Origin of the sequence: Acuticoccus sediminis, from assembly GCF_003258595.1 — a bacterium.
In the GTDB taxonomy this organism is placed as follows: Bacteria; Pseudomonadota; Alphaproteobacteria; order Rhizobiales; family Amorphaceae; genus Acuticoccus; species Acuticoccus sediminis.
The window spans coordinates 34,123-54,042 of record NZ_QHHQ01000008.1 but is presented as its reverse complement, the minus strand read 5'-3'; the positions used below and the strand labels follow the sequence as shown (position 1 = coordinate 54,042).

The 19,920-nt window shown below is 69.7% G+C and carries 22 protein-coding genes; 15 read left to right on the top strand and 7 right to left on the bottom strand.

Going from position 1 to position 19,920, the window contains the following annotated elements:
* Positions 1-78 precede the first annotated feature (78 nt).
* The 14 genes from DLJ53_RS27880 (at position 79) to DLJ53_RS27815 (ending at position 12,795) form a co-directional block, all read left to right on the top strand.
* On the top strand, positions 79-1,251 hold the full coding sequence (locus DLJ53_RS27880) for an ABC transporter substrate-binding protein (RefSeq protein ID WP_111351480.1): 1,173 nt from the start codon (positions 79-81) through the stop codon (positions 1,249-1,251).
* 83 nt (positions 1,252-1,334) lie between these two features.
* On the top strand, positions 1,335-2,258 hold the full coding sequence (locus tag DLJ53_RS27875; RefSeq protein ID WP_111351479.1) for a branched-chain amino acid ABC transporter permease: 924 nt from the start codon (positions 1,335-1,337) through the stop codon (positions 2,256-2,258).
* Positions 2,255-3,271, top strand: coding sequence for a branched-chain amino acid ABC transporter permease (locus DLJ53_RS27870; protein ID WP_111351477.1), 1,017 nt, complete (start codon positions 2,255-2,257; stop codon positions 3,269-3,271). The genes DLJ53_RS27875 and DLJ53_RS27870 overlap by 4 nt, the downstream gene beginning before the upstream one ends.
* The gene (locus DLJ53_RS27865; RefSeq protein WP_111351476.1) at positions 3,268-4,014 is read left to right on the top strand and encodes an ABC transporter ATP-binding protein; all 747 of its coding nucleotides are present in this window, start codon (positions 3,268-3,270) and stop codon (positions 4,012-4,014) included. Before DLJ53_RS27870 ends, DLJ53_RS27865 begins: the two co-directional genes overlap by 4 nt.
* On the top strand, positions 4,014-4,709 hold the full coding sequence (locus tag DLJ53_RS27860) for an ABC transporter ATP-binding protein (RefSeq protein ID WP_111351474.1): 696 nt from the start codon (positions 4,014-4,016) through the stop codon (positions 4,707-4,709). The genes DLJ53_RS27865 and DLJ53_RS27860 overlap by 1 nt, the downstream gene beginning before the upstream one ends.
* Positions 4,710-4,727: 18 nt before the next feature.
* Positions 4,728-5,186 (top strand): cupin domain-containing protein, encoded by a 459-nt coding sequence (locus tag DLJ53_RS27855; RefSeq protein ID WP_111351473.1) that lies wholly within the window; start codon positions 4,728-4,730, stop codon positions 5,184-5,186.
* Between the two features lie 10 nt (positions 5,187-5,196).
* Positions 5,197-6,483: a flavin-dependent oxidoreductase gene (locus DLJ53_RS27850; RefSeq protein WP_111351471.1), complete on the top strand. Its 1,287-nt coding sequence runs from the start codon at positions 5,197-5,199 to the stop codon at positions 6,481-6,483.
* 94 nt (positions 6,484-6,577) lie between these two features.
* Complete coding sequence (locus DLJ53_RS27845; RefSeq protein ID WP_111351469.1) at positions 6,578-7,345, top strand: SDR family NAD(P)-dependent oxidoreductase; 768 nt, start codon at positions 6,578-6,580, stop codon at positions 7,343-7,345.
* The gene (locus tag DLJ53_RS27840) at positions 7,342-7,872 is read left to right on the top strand and encodes a MarR family winged helix-turn-helix transcriptional regulator (RefSeq protein ID WP_202913397.1); all 531 of its coding nucleotides are present in this window, start codon (positions 7,342-7,344) and stop codon (positions 7,870-7,872) included. Before DLJ53_RS27845 ends, DLJ53_RS27840 begins: the two co-directional genes overlap by 4 nt.
* Entirely contained in the window at positions 7,872-8,702 is an 831-nt protein-coding gene (locus DLJ53_RS27835; protein WP_111351468.1) for an enoyl-CoA hydratase family protein, read from the top strand. Before DLJ53_RS27840 ends, DLJ53_RS27835 begins: the two co-directional genes overlap by 1 nt.
* Before the next feature lies 1 nt (position 8,703).
* Positions 8,704-9,858 carry an acyl-CoA dehydrogenase family protein gene (locus DLJ53_RS27830; RefSeq protein WP_111351466.1) on the top strand — a complete coding sequence of 385 codons (1,155 nt, stop codon included), beginning with the start codon at positions 8,704-8,706 and terminating at the stop codon, positions 9,856-9,858.
* 11 nt (positions 9,859-9,869) lie between these two features.
* Complete coding sequence (locus DLJ53_RS27825; RefSeq protein WP_111351465.1) at positions 9,870-11,513, top strand: AMP-binding protein; 1,644 nt, start codon at positions 9,870-9,872, stop codon at positions 11,511-11,513.
* Complete coding sequence (locus DLJ53_RS27820; protein WP_244935178.1) at positions 11,510-11,944, top strand: RidA family protein; 435 nt, start codon at positions 11,510-11,512, stop codon at positions 11,942-11,944. Before DLJ53_RS27825 ends, DLJ53_RS27820 begins: the two co-directional genes overlap by 4 nt.
* Positions 11,941-12,795: an alpha/beta hydrolase gene (locus DLJ53_RS27815; protein WP_111351463.1), complete on the top strand. Its 855-nt coding sequence runs from the start codon at positions 11,941-11,943 to the stop codon at positions 12,793-12,795. Before DLJ53_RS27820 ends, DLJ53_RS27815 begins: the two co-directional genes overlap by 4 nt.
* 195 nt (positions 12,796-12,990) lie before the next feature.
* Here DLJ53_RS27815 and DLJ53_RS36455 read toward each other — a convergent pair whose 3' ends face one another.
* The 6 genes from DLJ53_RS36455 to nuoG all read right to left on the bottom strand — a co-directional run bounded on the left by DLJ53_RS36455 (position 12,991) and on the right by nuoG (position 18,235).
* Entirely contained in the window at positions 12,991-13,119 is a 129-nt protein-coding gene (locus DLJ53_RS36455; protein ID WP_264194515.1) for a hypothetical protein, read from the bottom strand.
* Between the two features lie 53 nt (positions 13,120-13,172).
* On the bottom strand, positions 13,173-13,664 hold the full coding sequence (gene nuoI / locus DLJ53_RS27810; RefSeq protein ID WP_111351696.1) for an NADH-quinone oxidoreductase subunit NuoI: 492 nt from the start codon (positions 13,662-13,664) through the stop codon (positions 13,173-13,175).
* 154 nt (positions 13,665-13,818) lie between these two features.
* Positions 13,819-14,004 carry a hypothetical protein gene (locus DLJ53_RS27805; RefSeq protein WP_111351462.1) on the bottom strand — a complete coding sequence of 62 codons (186 nt, stop codon included), beginning with the start codon at positions 14,002-14,004 and terminating at the stop codon, positions 13,819-13,821.
* A gap of 89 nt (positions 14,005-14,093) precedes the next feature.
* Entirely contained in the window at positions 14,094-14,522 is a 429-nt protein-coding gene (locus DLJ53_RS27800) for a GFA family protein (protein ID WP_162409622.1), read from the bottom strand.
* A complete protein-coding gene (gene nuoH / locus DLJ53_RS27795) occupies positions 14,519-15,568 on the bottom strand; it encodes an NADH-quinone oxidoreductase subunit NuoH (protein ID WP_111351695.1) in 1,050 nt (349 codons plus the stop codon). The genes DLJ53_RS27800 and nuoH overlap by 4 nt, the downstream gene beginning before the upstream one ends.
* 576 nt (positions 15,569-16,144) lie before the next feature.
* Positions 16,145-18,235 (bottom strand): NADH-quinone oxidoreductase subunit NuoG, encoded by a 2,091-nt coding sequence (nuoG, locus tag DLJ53_RS27790; RefSeq protein WP_111351459.1) that lies wholly within the window; start codon positions 18,233-18,235, stop codon positions 16,145-16,147.
* 249 nt (positions 18,236-18,484) lie between these two features.
* Between nuoG and DLJ53_RS35335 the strand changes: the two genes are divergently transcribed.
* Positions 18,485-19,081: an META domain-containing protein gene (locus DLJ53_RS35335; RefSeq protein WP_162409620.1), complete on the top strand. Its 597-nt coding sequence runs from the start codon at positions 18,485-18,487 to the stop codon at positions 19,079-19,081.
* A 103-nt stretch (positions 19,082-19,184) separates the two neighbouring features.
* Here the strand turns inward: DLJ53_RS35335 and DLJ53_RS27780 are convergent, their stop codons facing one another.
* Positions 19,185-19,913 carry a TerC family protein gene (locus DLJ53_RS27780; protein ID WP_111351457.1) on the bottom strand — a complete coding sequence of 243 codons (729 nt, stop codon included), beginning with the start codon at positions 19,911-19,913 and terminating at the stop codon, positions 19,185-19,187.
* Between the last annotated feature and the right edge of the window lie 7 nt (positions 19,914-19,920).

The following is a 19,920-nucleotide window of genomic DNA, read 5'->3' as shown; positions in this document are numbered from 1 at the left end:
CTCGGCACGCAACGTCTGAGGCGCTCACCGTCAACAAGCCGTACAGTCGGACAAGAACAACTGCGTGGAGAGACGAGGATGAGGACTATCGCTAAGCTCGCCGCCGCCGCCCTGGCGACGACGATGATCGCTGGCCCGGTGGCCGCGCAAGACGGCGTCAAGGTCGGCGTCATGGTGACCTTGTCGGGTCCGCCGGCCGTGCTCGGCGAGCAGGCCCGGAACGGCTTCGAACTCGCGGTCGAGCAGCTCGGCGGTCAGCTCGGCGGCATCCCGACCGAGGTCGTGGTCGTCGACGACGAGCTGAAGCCGGACGTCGCCGCGACGAAGGCCCGCGAGCTCGTCGAGCGCGACGGCGCGAACTTCGTCGTCGGACCGATCTTCTCCAACATCATGATGGCGATCGCCAAGCCGGTGACCGACGCCGGGGCCTTCCTCGTCAGCCCCAACGCCGGCACCTCGACCTTCGCCGGCGAGGGGTGCAACCCGAACCTCTTCGTCGCGTCCTACCAGAACGACCAGGTGCACGAGGTCCTCGGCAAATACGCGCAGGACAAGGGCTTCGCCCGCGTGTTCCTGATGGCGCCGAACTACCAGGCCGGCAAGGACGCGCTCGCGGGCTTCAAGCACTCCTACAAGGGTGAGGTCGTCGGCGAGGTGTTCGTGCCGCTCGGCCAGCTCGACTTCTCCGCCGAGCTCGCGCAGATCGCCGCCTACCAGCCGGACGCGATCTACACCTTCATGCCCGGCGGCATGGGCGTGAACCTTGTCAAGCAGTACCGCCAGGCCGGCCTCGAGAACATCCCCTTCCTCTCTGCCTTCACCGTCGACGAGACGACGCTGCCGGCACAGCAGGACGCGGCGGTCGGCTTCTTCGGCGGCGCCAACTGGGCTCCCGACCTCGACAACGAGGCCTCCAAGGCGTTCGTGAAGGCCTACGAGGAGAAGTTCGGCGCGGTCCCCGGCACCTACGCCATGCAGGCCTACGACGCGGCCCAGCTCATCGACAGCGCCATCAAGCACGCCGACGGTGACGTCTCGAACTCGGACGCGATCCGCGAGGGTCTGCGCGCCGCCGACATCACCTCGCTGCGCGGCGACTTCAAGTTCGGCCCCAACAACTACCCGATCCAGGACTTCTACCTGGTGAAGGTCGCCAAGCGCGACGACGGCAAGTTCGAGACGCAGATCGAAGAGAAGATCTTCGACGACTACGCCGACAACTACGCCGACCAGTGCAAGATGGCGAAATAAACGCCGCCTGACGGCCGGCCGGAGCCATCCGGCCGGCCCCTTCGACCGACCCGCCCGAGGATCCGGGACCGACACCGAGGACCATGACCAACCTCCTCCTCCTCCAGGCGCTGAACGGGCTGCAGTTCGGCATCCTCCTGTTCCTCGTCGCCGCGGGACTGACCCTGATCTTCGGGATCATGGACCTCATCAACCTCGCCCACGGCGTCCTCTACATGGTCGGCGCCTATCTCACGGCGACGTTCACCGCCGTCACCGGCGACTTCTTCCTCGGCCTCGCCCTGGCGCTTCCCACCGCGCTCGTCTTCGGCATCGTGCTGGAGCGGCTGATCTTCAGCCAGCTCTACGACCGCGACCACCTCGAGCAGGTGCTCGCCACGTTCGGCCTCATCCTGATCCTCAACGAGGGGGTGAAGATGATCTGGGGCGCCGCGCCGCTGTCGGTGCCGGTCCCGGACATCCTGTCGGGCTCCGTGCCGCTGGTGGGCCCGCTTCGCTACCCCGTCTTCCGCATCATCATCATCGTCGCCGGCCTCCTGACGGCGCTCGGCCTCTGGGTCCTCGTCGCCCGCACCCGCGTCGGGATGCTGCTGCGCGCCGGTGCCACCAACGCGCCGATGGTCTCCGCGCTCGGCGTCGACGTGAAGCGGCTCTTCATGCTGGTCTTCGGCCTCGGGGCGATGCTGGCGGGGTTCGCCGGCGCCATGGTCGCGCCCATCCTCTCGGTCGAGCCGGGGATGGGCGACAGCATCCTCATCCTCACCTTCGTCGTCATCGTCATCGGCGGGGTCGGCTCCATCCGCGGCGCCTTCGTCGCCGCCATCCTCGTCGGTGTCGTCGACACCGTCGGGCGCACCTTCGGGCCGATCGTCCTGAGGAGCCTCATGGAGCCCGCCGCCGCCGCGCAGACCGGCCGCACCCTCGCCCCGATGCTCATCTACATCCTGATGGCCGTCGTGCTCTTCGCGCGCCCCTCCGGCCTCTTCCCGAAGAAGGGCGCAGCGTGAGCCAGTCCGCCGTCTCCGATCCGGCCGTAGACCCGGCCGTCGCCGCCGACGCGCGCCAGCCCCGCCTCGCGAGCCGGGGCGCCCTCGTCGCCGCGCTGATCCTCTTCGCGATCTTCGCCGCGCTGCCGCCGGCCGCGACCGCGGCGGGCGACCCCTTCCTGGTGGTGACGGCGACGCGCATCGTCATCTACGCCATCGCCGCCCTCTCGCTCGATCTGGTGCTCGGCTACGGGGCGATGGTCTCCTTCGGCCACGCCGCCTTCCTCGGCATCGGCGCCTACTCGGTGGCGATCCTCGCCAGCCTCGGCATCGGCGACGTCGTCCTCCAGGCGGTGGTCGCGGTGGCGGTCTCGGCCCTCTTCGCCCTCCTCACCGGGGCGATCTCGCTCCGGACCAAGGGCGTCTACTTCATCATGATCACGCTCGCCTTCGGGCAGATGGCGTTCTTCTTCTTCGTCTCGCTGTCGGCCTACGGCGGCGATGACGGCGTGACGCTCTACAGCCGCTCCACGCTCCTCGGCACGTCCGCGCTGGAGAGCGACGTCGGGCTCTACTACACCGCGCTCGTCGTGCTCGTGGCGGCCTTCTTCCTACTGCGCACCGTCGTCGCCTCGCGCTTCGGCCGCGTGCTGCGGGGAACGCGCGACAACGCCGTGCGCATGCAGGCGATCGGCTTCGCCCCCTTCCCCTACCAGCTTACCGCCTACGTCATCGCCGGGGCGCTCTGCGGCATCGCCGGCGTCCTCCTCGCGAACCAGACCGAGTTCGTCTCGCCCGCGTACATGACGTGGCAGCGCTCGGGCGAGCTCATCGTCATGGTCGTGCTGGGCGGGATGGGCACACTGACGGGCGCCATCGCCGGCGCCGTCGGCTACCTCGCGCTGGAGAACGTGCTCTCGTCCATGTGGGAGCACTGGCACCTGCCGTTCGGGGCGCTCATCATTCTCCTCGTGCTCTACACCCGCGGCGGCATCGCCGGCCTCGTCGGCCGCATCTTCGGAGCCCGCCCGTGAGCGCCCTCCTGTCCATCCGCGACCTGCGCAAGGCGTACGGCGCGCTCGCCGTCACGGACGGCATCTCCCTCGACGTCCCCGAGGGCGAGTTGCACGCGATCATCGGCCCCAACGGCGCCGGCAAGACGACGCTGATCCACCAGCTCTCCGGCTCGCTGAAGAGCGACTCCGGATCGGTCCACTTCGCCGGGGAGGACATCACGCGGCTGCCGATGGTGGCCCGCGTGCGCCGCGGCCTCGCTCGGTCCTTCCAGATCACCTCGATCCTCGAAGGCTTCACCGTGCTGGAGAACGCGGCGACCGCGGTCCAGGCCCGCTCCGGCTCCTCGTTCCGCTTCTTCGGTCCCGCCGCGGCCGAGCGCGCCCTCAACGACGCGGCGATGGAAACGCTCTCGCGCGTCGGCATCGCCGACCGCGCCCACCGGCGTGCCGGCGACCTCTCCCACGGCGAGAAGCGGCAGCTCGAGATCGCCATCGCCCTCGCCACCGGCGCGAAGATGCTCCTTCTCGACGAGCCGCTCGCCGGGACCGGGCACGAGGAAGGCGCCGTCCTCGTCGAGTTGATGCGCCAGCTCAAGTCGACCCACACCGTCGTCCTCATCGAACACGACATGGAGGCCGTCTTCGCCCTCGCCGACCGCGTCAGCGTCCTCGTCTACGGCCGCCTCATCGCCACCGGGGACGCCGCCACGGTGCGCGCCGACCCGGAAGTGCGCGCCGCCTACCTGGGGGAGGAGGCCTGATGCTCGTCGTCGAAGGGCTCGAAGCCGCCTACGGACAGTCCCGCATCCTCTTCGGCGTGGACCTCTCGGTCGCCGCCGGCGAGGTGGTCACGCTGCTCGGCCGCAACGGCATGGGCAAGACGACGACCGTCAAGTCAATCTTCGGCCTGCTGAAGCCGACCGGCGGGCGCATCACCATCGACGGCGACGACGTCACCGGCAGGCCGCCCCACATCATCGCACGCCACGGCCTCGGCCTCGTGCCCGAGGGGCGGCAGATCTTCCCGACGCTCACCGTCGAGGAGAACCTCGTCGCGACGCACCGCAACGAGGGGTCGGCGCGCTGGACGCTCTCCAGCGTCTACAGCCTCTTCCCGCGGCTCCAGGAGCGGCGGCGCAACATGGGCAACCAGCTCTCGGGCGGCGAGCAGCAGATGCTCGCCATCGGCCGCGCGCTGATGACCAACCCGCGCCTCGTCGTCCTCGACGAGGCGACGGAGGGGCTGGCGCCCCTGATCCGCGAGGAGATCTGGGACTGCCTCAAGGCGATCAAGTCCGCCGGCGAGGCGATCCTCGTGATCGACAAGAACGTCGACGCGCTGGCCCGGTTCGCGGACCGGCACGTCGTCATCGAGAAGGGGCGCATCGCCTGGCAGGGCTCGACCGCCGAGCTGAGGGCGACCCCCGACATCAAAGACCGCTTCCTGCATGTGTAAGCGAAGGAGAACGCCCCAATGACAATGACCGCCGGCATCACCAGGCACGGCGAGGGCATGGACGGGATCGTCTGGAACATCCTGGGCCAGACCTACGTGCCCAAGCAGCTCACGGACGCTTCGTTCTCGTGGCACGCGACCTTCCCCCCGGGGACCTTCGTGCCGCCGCACATCCACCCGACGCAGGACGAGTTCATCTACATGCTGGAGGGCCGCCTCACGACGGTCCTCGAGGGCAGCGAGGGCTTTGCCGAGCCGGGCGACCTCATCCGCCTGCCCCGCGGCCTGCCGCACGGGCTCTTCAACAAGTCCGACGCGCCGGTGAAGTGCGTCTTCTGGGTGACCCCGGCGGCGCGGCTCTACGATCTCTTCTGGGCGCTGCACAACCTTGGGCCCGAGGCGGATCCGGCCGAAGTCGTCGCCGTGTCGGCCAAGCACGAAGTGGACTTCCTGCCGCCGCCGGACGAGGCCGCATAAGGAGGCGGACATGAAGGTTCTCATTGCCGGCGCGGGCATCGGTGGGCTGACCACGGCCCTGATGCTGCACCGCCGCGGCATCCGCGCCACGATCTACGAGCAGTCGCCCTCGGTGCGCGAGGTCGGGGTGGGCATCAACACCCTCCCCCACGCGATCCGCGAGCTCGCCGAGATCGGCCTCCTGCCGGCGCTCGACGACGCCGCGCCGCGCACGCGCGAACTCTTCTACTACAACCGCTACGGCCAGGAGGTGTGGCGCGAGCTGCGCGGCCTCGACGCCGGGCACGCGGTCCCGCAGTTCTCGATCCATCGCGGCCGGCTACAGAAGGTGCTCTACGACGCCGTCATCGCCCGCCTCGGCCCGGACGCGGTCAAGACCGGCCTCGGCCTCGCCGGCTTCATCGAGAACGAGGGCGGCGTCACCGCGCATTTCATCGATTCGGTCACCGGCGGGCCCGGCCTCACCGCGCGCGGCGACGTCCTCATCTGCGCCGACGGGATCCACTCGGTCGGCCGCCGCACGTTCTACCCGAACGAAGGGCCGCCGAAGTGGAACGGCGTCCTCATGTGGCGCGGCGCGACGGAGTTCACGCCCTGGCGCGATGGCCGCTCGATGGCGATCGGCGGCGGCATGGGCGCCAAGTTCGTGCTCTACCCGATCGCCCACCCCGAGGGCGGCAGGCAGCTCATGAACTGGGTGGTGAACATCAAGATGGCCGACGGGGCCGCCTCGCCGCCCCCCAAGGAGAGCTGGTCGCGTCCCGCGCAGCGCTCGATGGTGCTGCCCTACGCCAGACGTTTCAACATCCCGGACTACGACGTCTACGCCCTCGTCGAGACGACCCCGCAGGCGTTCGAGTACCCGATGTGCGACCGCGATCCGCTGCCGCGCTGGACCTTCGGCCGCGTGACGCTGCTGGGCGACGCCGCGCATCCGATGTACCCTGTCGGCTCCAACGGCGCGTCGCAGGCGATCCTCGACGCGAGGGCGCTCGCCGACGCGCTGCAGAAGGCCGAGCACCCCCGTCAGGCGCTCCACGCCTACGAGGCCGATCGTCGGCCGAAGACCGCCGAGGTCGTCCGGCTCAACCGCAAGGGCGGCCCGGAGCGCGTCATCGACGAGGCGGAGAAGCGCGCCCCCGGCGGCTTCGAGAGCATCGAGGACGTCATGACCAAGGCCGAGCGGGCCGCCATCGTCGGCGGGTACGCCGGCAAGGCCGGTTTCGCCGCCGCCGGCCAGAGGCAGGGCGGCGCCACAAGTTCCGCCGCCACCCCGACCCCGGTCGCCGCCAAATAGCGGCGACCATCCCGGGCCGATGGAGCGACCGCGGTTGCCTGCGTTCGCCCTGATAGTTTAAGCTTCAAACATCACGAGCCGTCGAGCATACGCCTTGAGTTCGCCTGATACCGCCCCTCGCCACGTCCTCGTCACCGGTGCCACCCGCGGCATCGGGCGCGCGATCGCGGCAGCGTTCGTCACGGCCGGCGACCGCGTCACGGTTCTCGGCCGGACGCCCGAAAGCGCCCGCGCCGCGGCCGAAGCGCTCCATGCCGCCGGCCATGTCGCGGCCGACGTCACCAACGAAGAGGCTCTCGCCGCCGCTCTTCACGACGCCGCGGAGGCGCACGGCCCCGTCGACGTCCTCGTCAACAATGCCGGCGGCGCGGACACCGCCCCGCTCGCCCGCACCACCACCGGCGCCCTGCGCACCATGATGGCCCTCAACGTCGAGCCGCTTCTCGTCGCGGCGAAGGCGGTGGTGCCGGCCATGAAGGCGCAGGGCTCGGGGCGCATCATCGCCATCGCCTCCACCGCCGGGCTGAAGGGATACGCCTATGTCGGCGCCTACTGCGCGGCCAAGCACGCCGCGGTCGGCCTCACGCGGGCGCTCGCGCTGGAACTCGCCCGCACCGGCATCACGGTCAACGCCGTCTGCCCCGGCTTCACCGATACCGACCTCGTCGCCGGCTCCATCGACGCGCTGGAACAGAAGACCGGACGCGAGCGGGCCGATCTCCTCGCCGAGTTCACAAAGGTCAACCCGATGGGCCGCCTGATCGACCCGGACGAGGTCGCGGCCGCCGTCCTCTGGCTCGCGAGCCCTGCCGCGGCCGCCGTCACCGGGCAGGCGATCGCCGTTTCAGGAGGCGAAACATGAGCGCGCGCGCGTCCGACGACATGGATTCCGCCCTCGGCGAGCCCGCCGCGCACGAGGACCACAGCGCCGACCTCCGCCTCTGGCTGCGCCTCCTCGCGGTCAGCAACCTCATCGAGGCGGAGATCCGGCGCCGCCTGCGCGAGCGGTTCAACACGACGCTGCCGCGGTTCGACCTCCTCGCCCAGCTCGAGCGGGCGCCCGAAGGGATCCTGCTCGGCGAGCTGTCGCGCCGCATGATGGTCTCCAACGGCAACGTCACCGGCCTCGTCGAGCGGCTGGTCCAGGAAGGCCTCATCGTCCGCGAGACGCCCGAGACCGACCGCCGGGCCGTGCGCGTCAGCCTCACCCCCTCCGGCCGCGCCGCCTTCGCGGAGATGGCGGCGGAACATTCCGACTGGGTCGGCGAGCTCCTCGGCGGCCTCGGCGCCGCCGAGCTCGACCAGCTCTACCACCGCCTCGGCGACCTCAAGGCCTCGGTCACGTCCGCCACCGAAGGCAAGGCCAAAACGCGGACAGGAGACGCCTGATGCACCAGAACGCTATCGCAGCCCCCCTCGGAGGGTTCGCCCCGGCCCACTTCCGCTGGGATGTCGCGGACGGCATCGCCACCGTCACGCTGAACCGCCCCGAGCGCAAGAACCCGCTGACGTTCGAGAGCTACGCCGAGCTGCGCGACACCTTCCACGCCCTGCGCCACGACCGGTCCATCAAGGCCGTCGTCATCACCGGCGCGGGCGGCAACTTCTCCTCCGGCGGCGACGTCTTCGAGATCATCGAGCCGCTGACGAAGATGGGCGCGGCGGACCTCCACACCTTCACCACCATGACCGGCGACCTGGTGAAGGAGATGCGCGCCTGCCCGCAGCCGATCGTCTCCGCCGTCGAGGGCGTGTGCGCGGGCGCCGGCGCGATCGTCGCCATGGCATCGGACCTGCGTGTCGCCGGCGCCGGGGCCAAGGTCGCCTTCCTGTTCAACCGCGTCGGGCTCGCCGGATGCGACATGGGCGCCTGCGCGATGCTGCCGCGCATCATCGGCCAGGGCCGCGCGTCGGAGCTTCTCTATACCGGCCGCTTCCTCCCCGCCGAGGAGGGCGAGCGCTGGGGCTTCTTCAATCGCGTCGTGGAGGGCGGCGCCGCGCTCGACGCCGCGCGGGAGATGGCCGCCGGGATCGTCGCGGGGCCGACCTTCGCCAACGGCATCACCAAGAAGATGCTGCAGATGGAATGGGCCATGGGCATCGACGAGGCGATCGACGCCGAGGCGATGGCGCAGGCCTTCTGCATGACGACCGGCGACTTCACCCGCGCCTTCAACGCCTTCGCTGCGAAGCAGAAGCCTGTCTTCGAGGGCAACTGAGGTGGCCGATACCACGTTCCTCGACTGGCCCTTCTTCGAGCCGCGCCACAAGGCGCTCGCCGCCGAGGCCGACGCCTGGGCCGCCGGGAACGTGCCGGCGCTCGTCGACCACCACGACGCCGACGCCTCCTGCCGGCGTCTCGTCGCCGCGCTCGGCGCGGCGGGCTTCCTCGCCTACGCCGTTCCGGAATCCGGCGTCTTCGACGTGCGCGCCCTGTCGATCCTGCGCGAGACGTTCGCCCGGCACGACGCGCTCGCCGACTTCGCCTTCGCGATGCAGGGCCTCGGCACCGGCTCGGTCACGCTCTTCGCGGACGAGGCGGTCAAGGCCGCGATCCTGCCGCGCGCCCGGGCCGGCACCGCCATCACCGCCTTCGCCCTCACCGAGCCCGATGCCGGGTCCGACGTCGCCGCGCTGGCGCTCTCCGCCACGCCGGCCGGCAACGACGCCGTTCGGCTCGACGGCGAGAAGATCTGGATCTCCAACGGCGGGATCGCCGACTCCTACGTGGTGTTCGCCCGCTCAGGCGAGGCCCCGGGGGCGCGCGGCCTCTCCGCCTACTGGGTCCCCGCCGACACGCCGGGCCTGACGGTGGCCGAGCGGCTCGACACCATCTCGCCCCACCCCCTCGCCCGCCTCGCCTTCGAGGGCGTCACCATCCCGGCCGCCCACCGCATCGGCGCGCCGGGCGCGGGCTTCAAGGTGGCGATGGCGACGCTCGACGTCTTCCGCACCACGGTCGGCGCCGCCGCGCTGGGATTTGCCCGCCGCGCGCTCGACGCCGCCCTCGACCGGGCCCGCTCGCGCGCGATGTTCGGCGGCACCCTCTCCGACCTGCCGCTCGCCCAGGCCGCGCTCGCCGAGATGGCCACCGAGATCGACGAGGCCGCCCTCCTCGTCTACCGCGCCGCCTGGACGCGCGATGCCGGGGCCCCGCGCATCACCCGCGAGGCGGCCATGGCCAAGATGGTCGCCACCGAGAACGCCCAGAAGGTCATCGACCGCGCCGTCCAGCTCCACGGCGGCGAGGGCGTGCGGTCCGGCTCCATTCCCGAGACGCTCTACCGCGATATCCGCGCGCTGCGGATCTACGAGGGCGCCACGGAAGTCCAGAAGCTCATCATTGCCCGCCAGCTGCTGTCGCAGCCGACCTAGTGGGAGGCGTCATGCCGTCTTCGTGCCACGTCGACACCTTCGTCATCGACAACCTGCCGCCCGAAGGTGAGCAGCCCGACTTCATCAACCTCGACCGCCTCGGCTACCCCGAGATGCTGAACGCCACGGTCGAGCTCGTCGACAGGAACGTCACGGAGGGCCGCGGCGACAGCGTCGCGCTGATGGCGCCGGGCGTGCGCTGGACCTACGCCGATCTCGCCCGCATGATCGACCGGATGGCCAACGTGCTGACAGGCAAGCTCGGCATGGTGCCCGGCAACCGGGTGCTGCTGCGCTCGGCCAACAACCCCACGAAGGTCGCCCTCTACCTCGCCATCATCAAGGCCGGCGGCATCGTCGTCGCGACCATGCCGCTGCTGCGCGCCGGAGAGATCGTCAAGGCGCTGGACAAGGCCGAGATCGGCCTCGCCCTCTGCGACGCGAAGCTCGAGGGCGAGATGCGGCGCGCCGCCGCCATGGCCGCCGGACCCTGCCGCATCGTGACCTGGGAGGGCACCGCCGGCGGCGAGCTCGGCGACCTGCTGGAGGGCGTGCCGGACACCTTCGAGGCCGCCCCCACCCGCGCCGACGACCCGTGCCTCCTCGGCTTCACCTCCGGCACGACCGGGATGCCGAAGGCGACGATCCACTATCATCGCGACCTCCTCGTCATCTGCGACTGCTACGCAAAGGAGATCCTGCGCGCGGAACCGACGGACGTGTTCATCGGCTCCCCGCCGCTCGCCTTCACCTTCGGCCTCGGCGGCCTCGTCCTCTTCCCCTTCCGCGTCGGCGCCTCCGCGGTGCTGCTGGAGAAGGCCGGTCCGCCGGACCTCGCCGCCGCCATAGAAGAATACCGCGCCACCATCACCTTCACGGCGCCGACTGCCTATCGGGCGATGATCCCCAAGGCGCGCGAGTACGACTTCTCCTCGCTGCGCAAGGGCGTGTCCGCCGGCGAGACCCTGCCGCGCCCGACCTACGACGCCTGGCTGGAGGCGACCGGCATCCGGCTGATGGACGGGATCGGCGCCACCGAGATGCTGCACATCTTCATCGCCGCACGCGAGGAGGACATCCGCCCCGGCGCCACCGGCAAGCCCGTCCCCGGCTACGAGGCCAAGGTGGTCGACGCGAAGGGCGAGCGCTGCCCGCCGGGCGTTCCCGGCCGCCTCGCCGTGCGCGGGCCGATCGGCTGCCGCTACCTCGCCGACGAACGGCAGAGGAACTACGTCGAGAACGGCTGGAACATCACCGGCGACACCTTCGTCGAGGACGAGGACGGCTACTTCTGGTTCCAGGCCCGCAACGACGACATGATCGTCTCCTCCGGCTACAACATCGCCGGGCCGGAGGTGGAAGCCGCCCTCCTCGCCCACCCGGCCGTGGCGGAGACGGGCGTCGTCGGCGCTCCCGACGCGGACCGAGGCCACATCGTCAAGGCCTACGTGGTCCTGCGCGACGGCTTCACCGGCGACGCCGCCCTGGTGAAGACGCTGCAGGAGCACGTGAAGGCCGAGCTCGCCCCCTACAAGTACCCCCGCGCCATCGAGTTCGTCGACGCGCTACCCAAGACGGAGTCCGGCAAGTTGCAGCGCTTTGCCCTGCGCAAGCACGCCGAAGCCGAGCCCGAGACCCAAGGAGACGTCCTGTGAGCCAATCCCGCGACGAGGCCGCGACGGCGCCGGCCGCGCTGACCGTCCTGCAGCCCCCCGGATGGAAGAAGCCTAAGGGCTACGCCAACGGAATGGCCGGGCGCGGCACACTCGTCCTCACCGGCGGCCTCATCGGCTGGGACGAGAACGAGGAGTTCCCCGAGGGGTTCGTCCCGCAGGTGGAGCAGGCGCTCAGGAACGTCGTTGCCGTGGTGGCGGAAGCCGGCGGCGAGGTGGAGCACATCGCCCGCCTCACCTGGTACGTGCGCTCGGTCGAGGGCTACCGCAGGTCGCTCGCGGAGATGGGCGCCATTTACCGCAACGTTATGGGACGTCACTATCCGGCGATGGCGCTGGTGGAGGTCTCCGATCTGGTGGAGCCCAAAGCCCTCGTCGAAATCGAAGCCACAGCGATCGTACCCGACACATGACCGAGAACCTGATCTGGACCGGCGGCGACCCCGTCACCGACATCGACGCGGCGTGGGACAACGGCGCCTCCATCGAAGGCGCGGCCGCCTACACGCCCCGCTGGGCCGCCGAGGCGAAGACGTTCCGCGAGACGCTCCTCGCCGCCGGCCGCGCCCGCATCGGCGTCCCCTACGGCGATTCGCCCCGCCAGCACTACGACCTGTTCCTCCCGGAGGGCGCGCCGAAGGGCCTCGCCGTGTTCGTCCACGGCGGCTACTGGAAGGCGCACGTGATCGGCAACTGGTCGCGCTTCGCGGAAGGGCCCCTTGCCCGCGGCTTCGCCGTGGCGATGCCGGAATACACGCTCTGCCCCGAGGCGACGGTCCCGGAGATCACCCGCGAGATCGGCGCCTTCCTGGACGACATCGCCGAGCAGATCGAAGGGCCCATCAACCTCTCCGGCCATTCCGCCGGCGGCCATCTCGTCTCGCGCATGCTGTGCCGCGACGCGCCGATCTGCGAGGCGACCATCGAGCGGATCGGCAAGGTGGTCTCGATCAGCGGCGTCCATGACCTGCGCTGCCTGATCCCGGCGTCGATGAACGAGATCCTCGGCCTGACCCTCGAGAGCGCGCGCGCTGAGAGCCCGGCGCTGCTGGAGCCGCGCGACGGGATCGACCTGACCTGCATCGTCGGTGGCGCGGAGCTCGCCGAATTCCGCCGGCAGAACGCCCTTCTCGCCAATGTGTGGCATGGCTTCGGCGTGCGCACCGTCGCGCTGGAGGCCCCCGGCCGGCACCACTTCGACATCGTCGACGCATTGCGCGACCCGGACAGCACCGTCGTCGAAGCCCTCACCTGGACGCCCTGACGCCCGGCCATTGCCGGCACCGGCCGGGGTCATCGGCGGGCGCGGCCCGCCTCGGCGCCGGCAGACGTGGATGCGCTCTACCGCGACGCTCCTCGAAACGAATAGAGCCCGGCCGCCATGCGGCCGGGCTCTACTCATTGTTCGATAAGACGGCCGGCGGATGGGACCGCCGGGCCTGTGCCTGCTGCCGTCTGCTCAGCCGGTGATCCAGCCGATGATGGCGAGGACCAGCACGACGACGATGCCGACGGCGCCGAGGGTCATCCCCCAGGCGGCACTGATCCGCCGGACGTTCCGGGAGGGACGGTCGGATTCCTCGTCCATGCGCTTACCCCGCGACCAAGGCGCAGGCGGCACACCCGCGGTGCACGACCGGCTCAGCGATAGGGCGAGTCCGCCGCGATGTTGGCCGCGATCTCGCGTTCCCAGCGGTCGCCGTTCGCCAGCAGTTTTTCCTTGTTGTAGAGAAGCTCCTCACGCGTCTCGGTCGAGAACTCGAAATTCGGTCCCTCGACGATCGCGTCCACCGGGCAGGCCTCCTGGCAGAGGCCGCAGTAGATGCACTTCACCATGTCGATGTCGTACCGCGTGGTGCGGCGGGTGCCGTCGTTCCGGCGCGGGCCGGCCTCGATGGTGATCGCCTGCGCCGGGCAGACGGCCTCGCACAGCTTGCAGGCGATGCAACGCTCCTCGCCGTTCGGATAGCGGCGCAGCGCATGCTCGCCGCGGAAGCGCGGGGAGATGGGGTTCTTCTCGAACGGGTAATTCACCGTCGCCTTCGGCTTGAAGAAGTACCTCATTCCCAGGAAGAACGCGGAGACGAACTCCGCCAGGAAGACGGACTTCGCGGTGCCCTGAAGCGTGGTCATGATCAACTCGATCCGTTCGGACGTAGACCCTTTCTAATTGCGCGATTGGCGCGCGGCTGCAACGCCCAAGACGTCCCGAGGCCGTCCCGCAGGACCGAAAGCCCAATTTTTTTCGGGGCGTGGCGTACGGTGCGGCACACCCACGCCCCCCGCCCTAGCGGCCCGAGCCGCAGGCGGGATCCGGCACCAGGATCGGCTTGCCCGGCGGGCCGACGTCGATCCGCGGGCAGCGCCGGTCGACGATGTCCTGCGACGGGACCGGCGTCACGACGCTGGCCCAGGCGACGCTGGGAGCAACCAGCGCGAGCGCCAGAAAAAGAACATGCAACCTCAGGAACATAGCCGTGATCCCCTGTCATCATCCCGCCGAGATAGGATGATTATCGAGAGCCCCAAGCCAGTCACGGGGCGATCAAGCGATTGTGAGGTTCAGGACTCGACGAGCCGGAGCCGCCGCGCGCGGGAATACCCCTCCCACCGCGGCAGGTCGTCGGAGCAGGCGATGTAGGAGATTCGCTCGCGCCAGAAGGCATGTCCCGCGGGTTTCACCCGGTCGGGTTCATGCACGAGAAGCCCGTTGACGTAGGTCTCTTCCTGCAGCATCGAGCGGTCGCGATAAATCACCGCAGCCCCGCATTTCCCACAGAAGCCGCGCATCACGTCGATGGACTTGCCCGGCCGCCAGAGGATCCAGCCGCCGAAGACGACGCTCTCCGAGGGAAAGCCGACCCAGAGCGAGAGAGGAGAGCCGCTCCAGTCGCGGCACTCCGTACAATGGCAGAAGACGGTCCAGACGGCAGGACCGGAGGCACCGAACGAGAGAGATCCGCAGGGGCACTCTCCCGTCAGCGACTTCACCCCCGCCAGCCCGTCACTTTCAGCACCAGCGCGACGACCACGATCGCGGCCAGGGACATGGGAAGGAAGACCTTCCAGCCGAGGCGCATGAGCTGGTCGTACCGGTACCGGGGCACGATCGACTTCACCATGGCGAACATGAAGAAGACGAAGAAGCACTTGAGGGCGAACCAGATGACGCCCGGGATCCAGGTGAAGGGCGCGATCGCCAGCGGGGGCAGCCAGCCGCCCATGAAGAGGATCGTCGTCATCGCGCACATCAGGCCGATGGAGACGTACTCGCCCAGCATGAACATCATGTACGGGGTGGAGCCGTACTCGACCATGAAGCCGGCCACGAGCTCCGACTCGGCCTCGGGAAGGTCGAACGGCGGACGGTTCGTCTCGGCGAGGGCGGAGATGAAGAAGATCCCGAACATCGGCAGTAGCGGCAGCCAGTACCAGTTGAGGATCGACAGCCAGGGAACGCCGAGCATCGTCGCGAGGCCGGTCGCCTGCGCGTTCACGATGTCGGTGAGGTTCAGCGAGCCGACGCACAGGAGCACGCTGATGATCACGAGGCCGATGGAGACTTCGTAGGAGATCATCTGCGCCGAGGAGCGCAGCGCACCGAGGAACGGGTACTTCGAGTTCGACGACCAGCCGCCCATGATGACGCCGTAGACGCCGAGGGACGAGATCGCGAGGACGAAGAGGATGCCGACGTTGATGTCGGCGATCACCCACCCGTCCGCCACCGGCACCACCACCCAGGCCGACAGCGCGAGCGCCGTCGTCACCAGCGGTGCGAGGAGGAAGACGACGCGGTCCGCGCCGGCGGGGATGACCGGCTCCTTCAGCGCGAACTTGATGAGGTCGGCGAAGGACTGGAAGAGGCCGAAGGCGCCGACCACGTTGGGCCCGCGGCGAAGCTGCACGGCCGCCCAGATCTTGCGGTCGGCGAGCAGCGCGTAGGCGATGATAATGAGCAGCACCACCATCAGCACCACGCTCTGCAGCGCGATGATGAGTGGCGTCAGTACGTAGGTGCTCCAAAAGTCTGGCATCATCGATCCCTAATCGGCCGGCGCGGTCGCAGAACTCCTGAACCTTGCGCGCTGATCTTGCAAGTCGGCTCGCCCACGGGCGTGGACGAACCGGATCCCTTACGCGGAGCCACCGTCCGCAGCCGCATCGCCCGGGACATCATGCCCCGGCGACGTGCTGGACGTCGGCACCACGAACCTCGCCGACAGCGCTGGAGCCACGACAGCCCCGGCCATGCAACGAGACAGTGAACCCATCGCCCGCCGCGTTGCCGGAATAATGATACACGACATTCCCGGATTCGGCGAGAGGCTCGCATAATTCAGGATTCTCGGCCGTGACACATCGATTTCCGCTTGAACGCTGAGGCTGGACGGCGATCGGTTCTGCATAAAAGTGACGGTATTTCACCCTTTGATTGAAATACCGGCACCGAAATTCCTGTACTGCGTCGGACGTCGACCGCCCGTTCGCCTCCCCTCCCTCGCCCCGGCGCCGCCCCGCCACCGTCCGGGACGGACCCGGGGACGGCGGTACGGAAGACGCGGCGGCGCGATGCGCCGCCGTCGCGCCGGACGGGAGAGCCGCGACGCGCACTATTCGGCAGCCACGCTCACGAACTGCTGCTCCGCCCACAGCTTCGCGCACTCGGCCATCACCCTGGAGGCGCGGGCGATCGGGTTGGTGAGGTGGAACTGCTGGATCGGGTTGACGAACGGGCCGTCGTCGACGCCGCCGGAGGCCGCCGTCAGCTTGCCGACGTCCGCCGGATCCGCCGCCGTCACCGTGTCGTAGCGGCCGAGCACGGGGACGCTCTGGATCATCGCACGGTGCAGCGCGGCGAAGCTGTCGTAGGGGAGCTTGGCGCCAAGCTCGGCCGACAGGGCACGCAGGATCGCCCAGTCCTCGCGCGCCTCGCCCGGAGCGAAGGCGGCGCGGGTCAGCCGCTGCGGGCGGCCTTCCATGTTGACGTAGGTGCCCGACTTCTCGGTATATGCCGCGCCCGGGAGTATCACGTCGGCCACATGGGCGCCGCGGTCGCCGTGGGTGCCGATGTAGACGATGAACGGAGCCTCGAGGTTGCGCTCGTCCATCTCGTCCACGCCCAGCAGGAACAGGACGTCGAGGTCGAAGGTGCGGCCGGCGGAAAGGATTTCCTTGCCCGTCTTCCCGCCCTTGCCCGGCACGCAGCCGACGTCGAGACCGCCGACGCGCGAGGCGGCGGTGTGCAGGACGCCGAAGCCGTTCCAGCCGTCCTTGACGGCGCCGACCTCGTCCGCCAGCGCCGCGGCGGCGGCGAGCACGGCGGCGCCGTCCTCACGGGTGAGCGCGCCCTGGCCGACGATGATCGCCGGGCGCTCGGCATTGGCCAGGACGTCGCGGAACTCGCCGAGGTCCTTCAGCGAGGCGCCGCCGGCACCGAGGTAGCTGTACGGATAGGTGAGGTCGACGCGCTCGCCGACGAGGCCCACCTTGGCGCCGTTGCGCGCCCAGGCCTGACGGATGCGGGTGTTGAGGATCGGCGCGTCCCAGCGCGGGTTGCCACCGATGATGAGGACGGCGTCCGCGTCGGCGATGCCGGCGATCGTCGGGTTGAAGAGGTACGACGCGCGCCCGTTGGCCGGATCGAGCGGCGCACCGTCGGTCCGGCAGTCCACCGAGGCGACGCCCAGGCGGTTCATCAGGTCCTTCAGCGCGAAGAGCTCCTCGGCCGTGGCGAGGTCGCCGCCGAGGGCCGCGATGCGGTCCTTGCCGGCGCCCTTCACCTTCGCGGCGATCACCGAGAAGGCCTCCTGCCAGGAGGCCGGGCGCAGGCGGCCGTTCTCCTTCACGTACGGGCGGTCGAGACGCTGGGTCTTGAGGCCGTCCCAGATGAAGCGGGACTTGTCGGAGATCCACTCCTCGTTCACCGCGTCGTTGGCGCGCGGCAGGATGCGCATCACCTCACGTCCGCGCACGTCGACGCGGATGTTGGAGCCGACCGCGTCCATCGCGTCGACGGTCTCGGTCTTCGTCAGCTCCCAGGGGCGGGCCTGGAAAGCGTACGGACGCGAGGTCAGCGCGCCGACGGGGCAGAGGTCGATCACGTTGCCCTGGATCTCGGAGCGCATCGCGGTCTCGAGATAGGTGGTGATCTCCATGTCCTCGCCGCGGCCGATGGCTCCGAGGTCCGGAACGCCGGCCACCTCGGTCACGAAGCGCACGCAGCGGGTGCACTGGATGCACCGGTTCATGATCGTCTTGACCAGCGGGCCGATGTACTTGTCCTCGACCGCGCGCTTGTTCTCGGTGAAGCGCGAGCCGGAGACGCCGTAGGCCATCGCCTGGTCCTGCAGGTCGCACTCGCCGCCCTGGTCGCAGATCGGGCAGTCCAGCGGGTGGTTGATGAGGAGGAACTCCATCACCCCCTCGCGCGCCTTCTTCACGAAGTCGGTCTTCGTGTTGATGGTCGGCGGGGTGCCGTCGCGGCCGGGACGCAGATCCTTCACGCCCATCGCGCAGGACGCGACCGGCTTGGGCGGACCGCCCACCACCTGGACGAGACACATCCGACAGTTGCCAGCGATCGACAGCCGCTCATGGAAGCAGAAGCGGGGGATCTCAGCGCCGGCCGCCTCGCACGCCTGGAGCAGCGTGTAGTGATCGGGCACCTCGATCTCTTCACCGTCGATGATCAGATTGGCCATAGGTCCTCACACCACAGGGTCGCCGCCGCGCCGGGGCGCCATGCCCTTGCGCGTAGCACGTCATCACCCAAATTGCTCGCCACGGCAACGCCTTCCACATTGAAACAAGCCCAAACTGGAGCTCGTCGAAGGGAACGATCGCCGCCGGGACGCCACGTGCCGCCATTGCTTGCCAAGGGGACCCGCGCAGCCGATGACGTGGCCGGCGCCGATTCGGTTCATAGGCGCTCGATAAATGGAGACAGTTCCATGAGCAAATTTTCCGCTCGCCCGTTCGCGATCGCGGCGGCCGCCCTCCTCCTCGCGGCGGCCCCCCTCGTCGGCACCGGCCCCTCCGCTGCGCAGACCGTCGCGACGTTCCCCGGCGCGGCGGTCGGCGCGGCCGGGCAGGTCCACCTCGCCCAGTACGGCGGTGGCGGCGGCAGCCCGCCTCCGTCCCACGGCGGCCCCGGCAAGCCCGGCGGCCCAGGCGGTCCCGGCAAGCCGGGTGGTCCCGGCCCCGCTTCCGGCCCGGTGGAGGTGGATGGGGCGTGGCGCATCATCGCGGTGGACCGCGAGGTGCTCCCCGAGTGGGCGCGCAAGGACGCGACGATGAACTTCGACCGTGACGGGCGCGTCTCCGGTCAGGCGGTCTGCAACACGTTCTCCGGCCGCTACAACCGCCGCGGCTCGGACATCATCATCGACGGCGTCGCCTCCACGCGCAAATTCTGCGACCGGAGCGCCGAGTACGAGAACAGGATCTTCAAGGCGCTGGAGCAGGTCGACCGGGTCGAGACCGGCGAGAACCAGACGATCGTCCTCAGCTCGAAGGGCACCGCGCGGCTGCGCCTGCGCCGCTACTGAGACCGCCGGCGCCCTCCCGCGGCGCCCGGCAAACGACACCGCGGCGCCGGCCCCTCCGCCGGCGCCCCTTCCGGGCGGCGGGCCGCCCGCGGTCCGGGCCGTCTCAGATGCCGCGCAGCCGCTTCACCCGGCGGCCGCGCATCAGGTTCAGCACCTCGACGAAGCCGCCGAACACCATCGCGGCGTAAATGAACCCGCGCTCCACGTGATAGTGGAAGCCGTCGGCCACCAGCGCCATGCCGATCATCACGAGGAACGCCAGCGCCAGCATCTTGGTGGACGGATGGCGCGCCACGAAGTTCGCGATCGGCGCCGCCGCCACCATCATCACCATGATCGCGATGACCACCGCCCCGATCATCACCTCGAGGTGGTCCGCCACGCCGACCGCCGTGATGACGGAATCGATGGAGAAGACGAGGTCGAGCAGCATGATCTGTCCGATCACGCTCGCCATCCCGGCCGAAGCCGCACCGGAGGCGTGTTCCTCCGGCTCCTCGCCCTCGACCTCGGCATGGATCTCGGTGGCGGCCTTGTAGATCAGGAAGAGGCCGCCGGCGATCAGGATCACGTCGCGCCAGGAGAGGCCGAAGCCGGCGACCGTCACGAACGGCTGCGACAGCGACACGATCCACGCGATCGAGGCGAGCAGCAGGATGCGCAGGACGAGGGCGCCGATGAGCCCGACCTGCCTTGCCCGGGCACGCTGCGCCTCCGGCAGGCGGTTGGAGACGATCGAGAGGAAAATGACGTTGTCGACCCCGAGGACGATCTCGAGCACGACGAGAGTGGCAAAGCTCGCCCAAACGGCGGGGTCGGTCAGAAGTTCCATAGGCCTC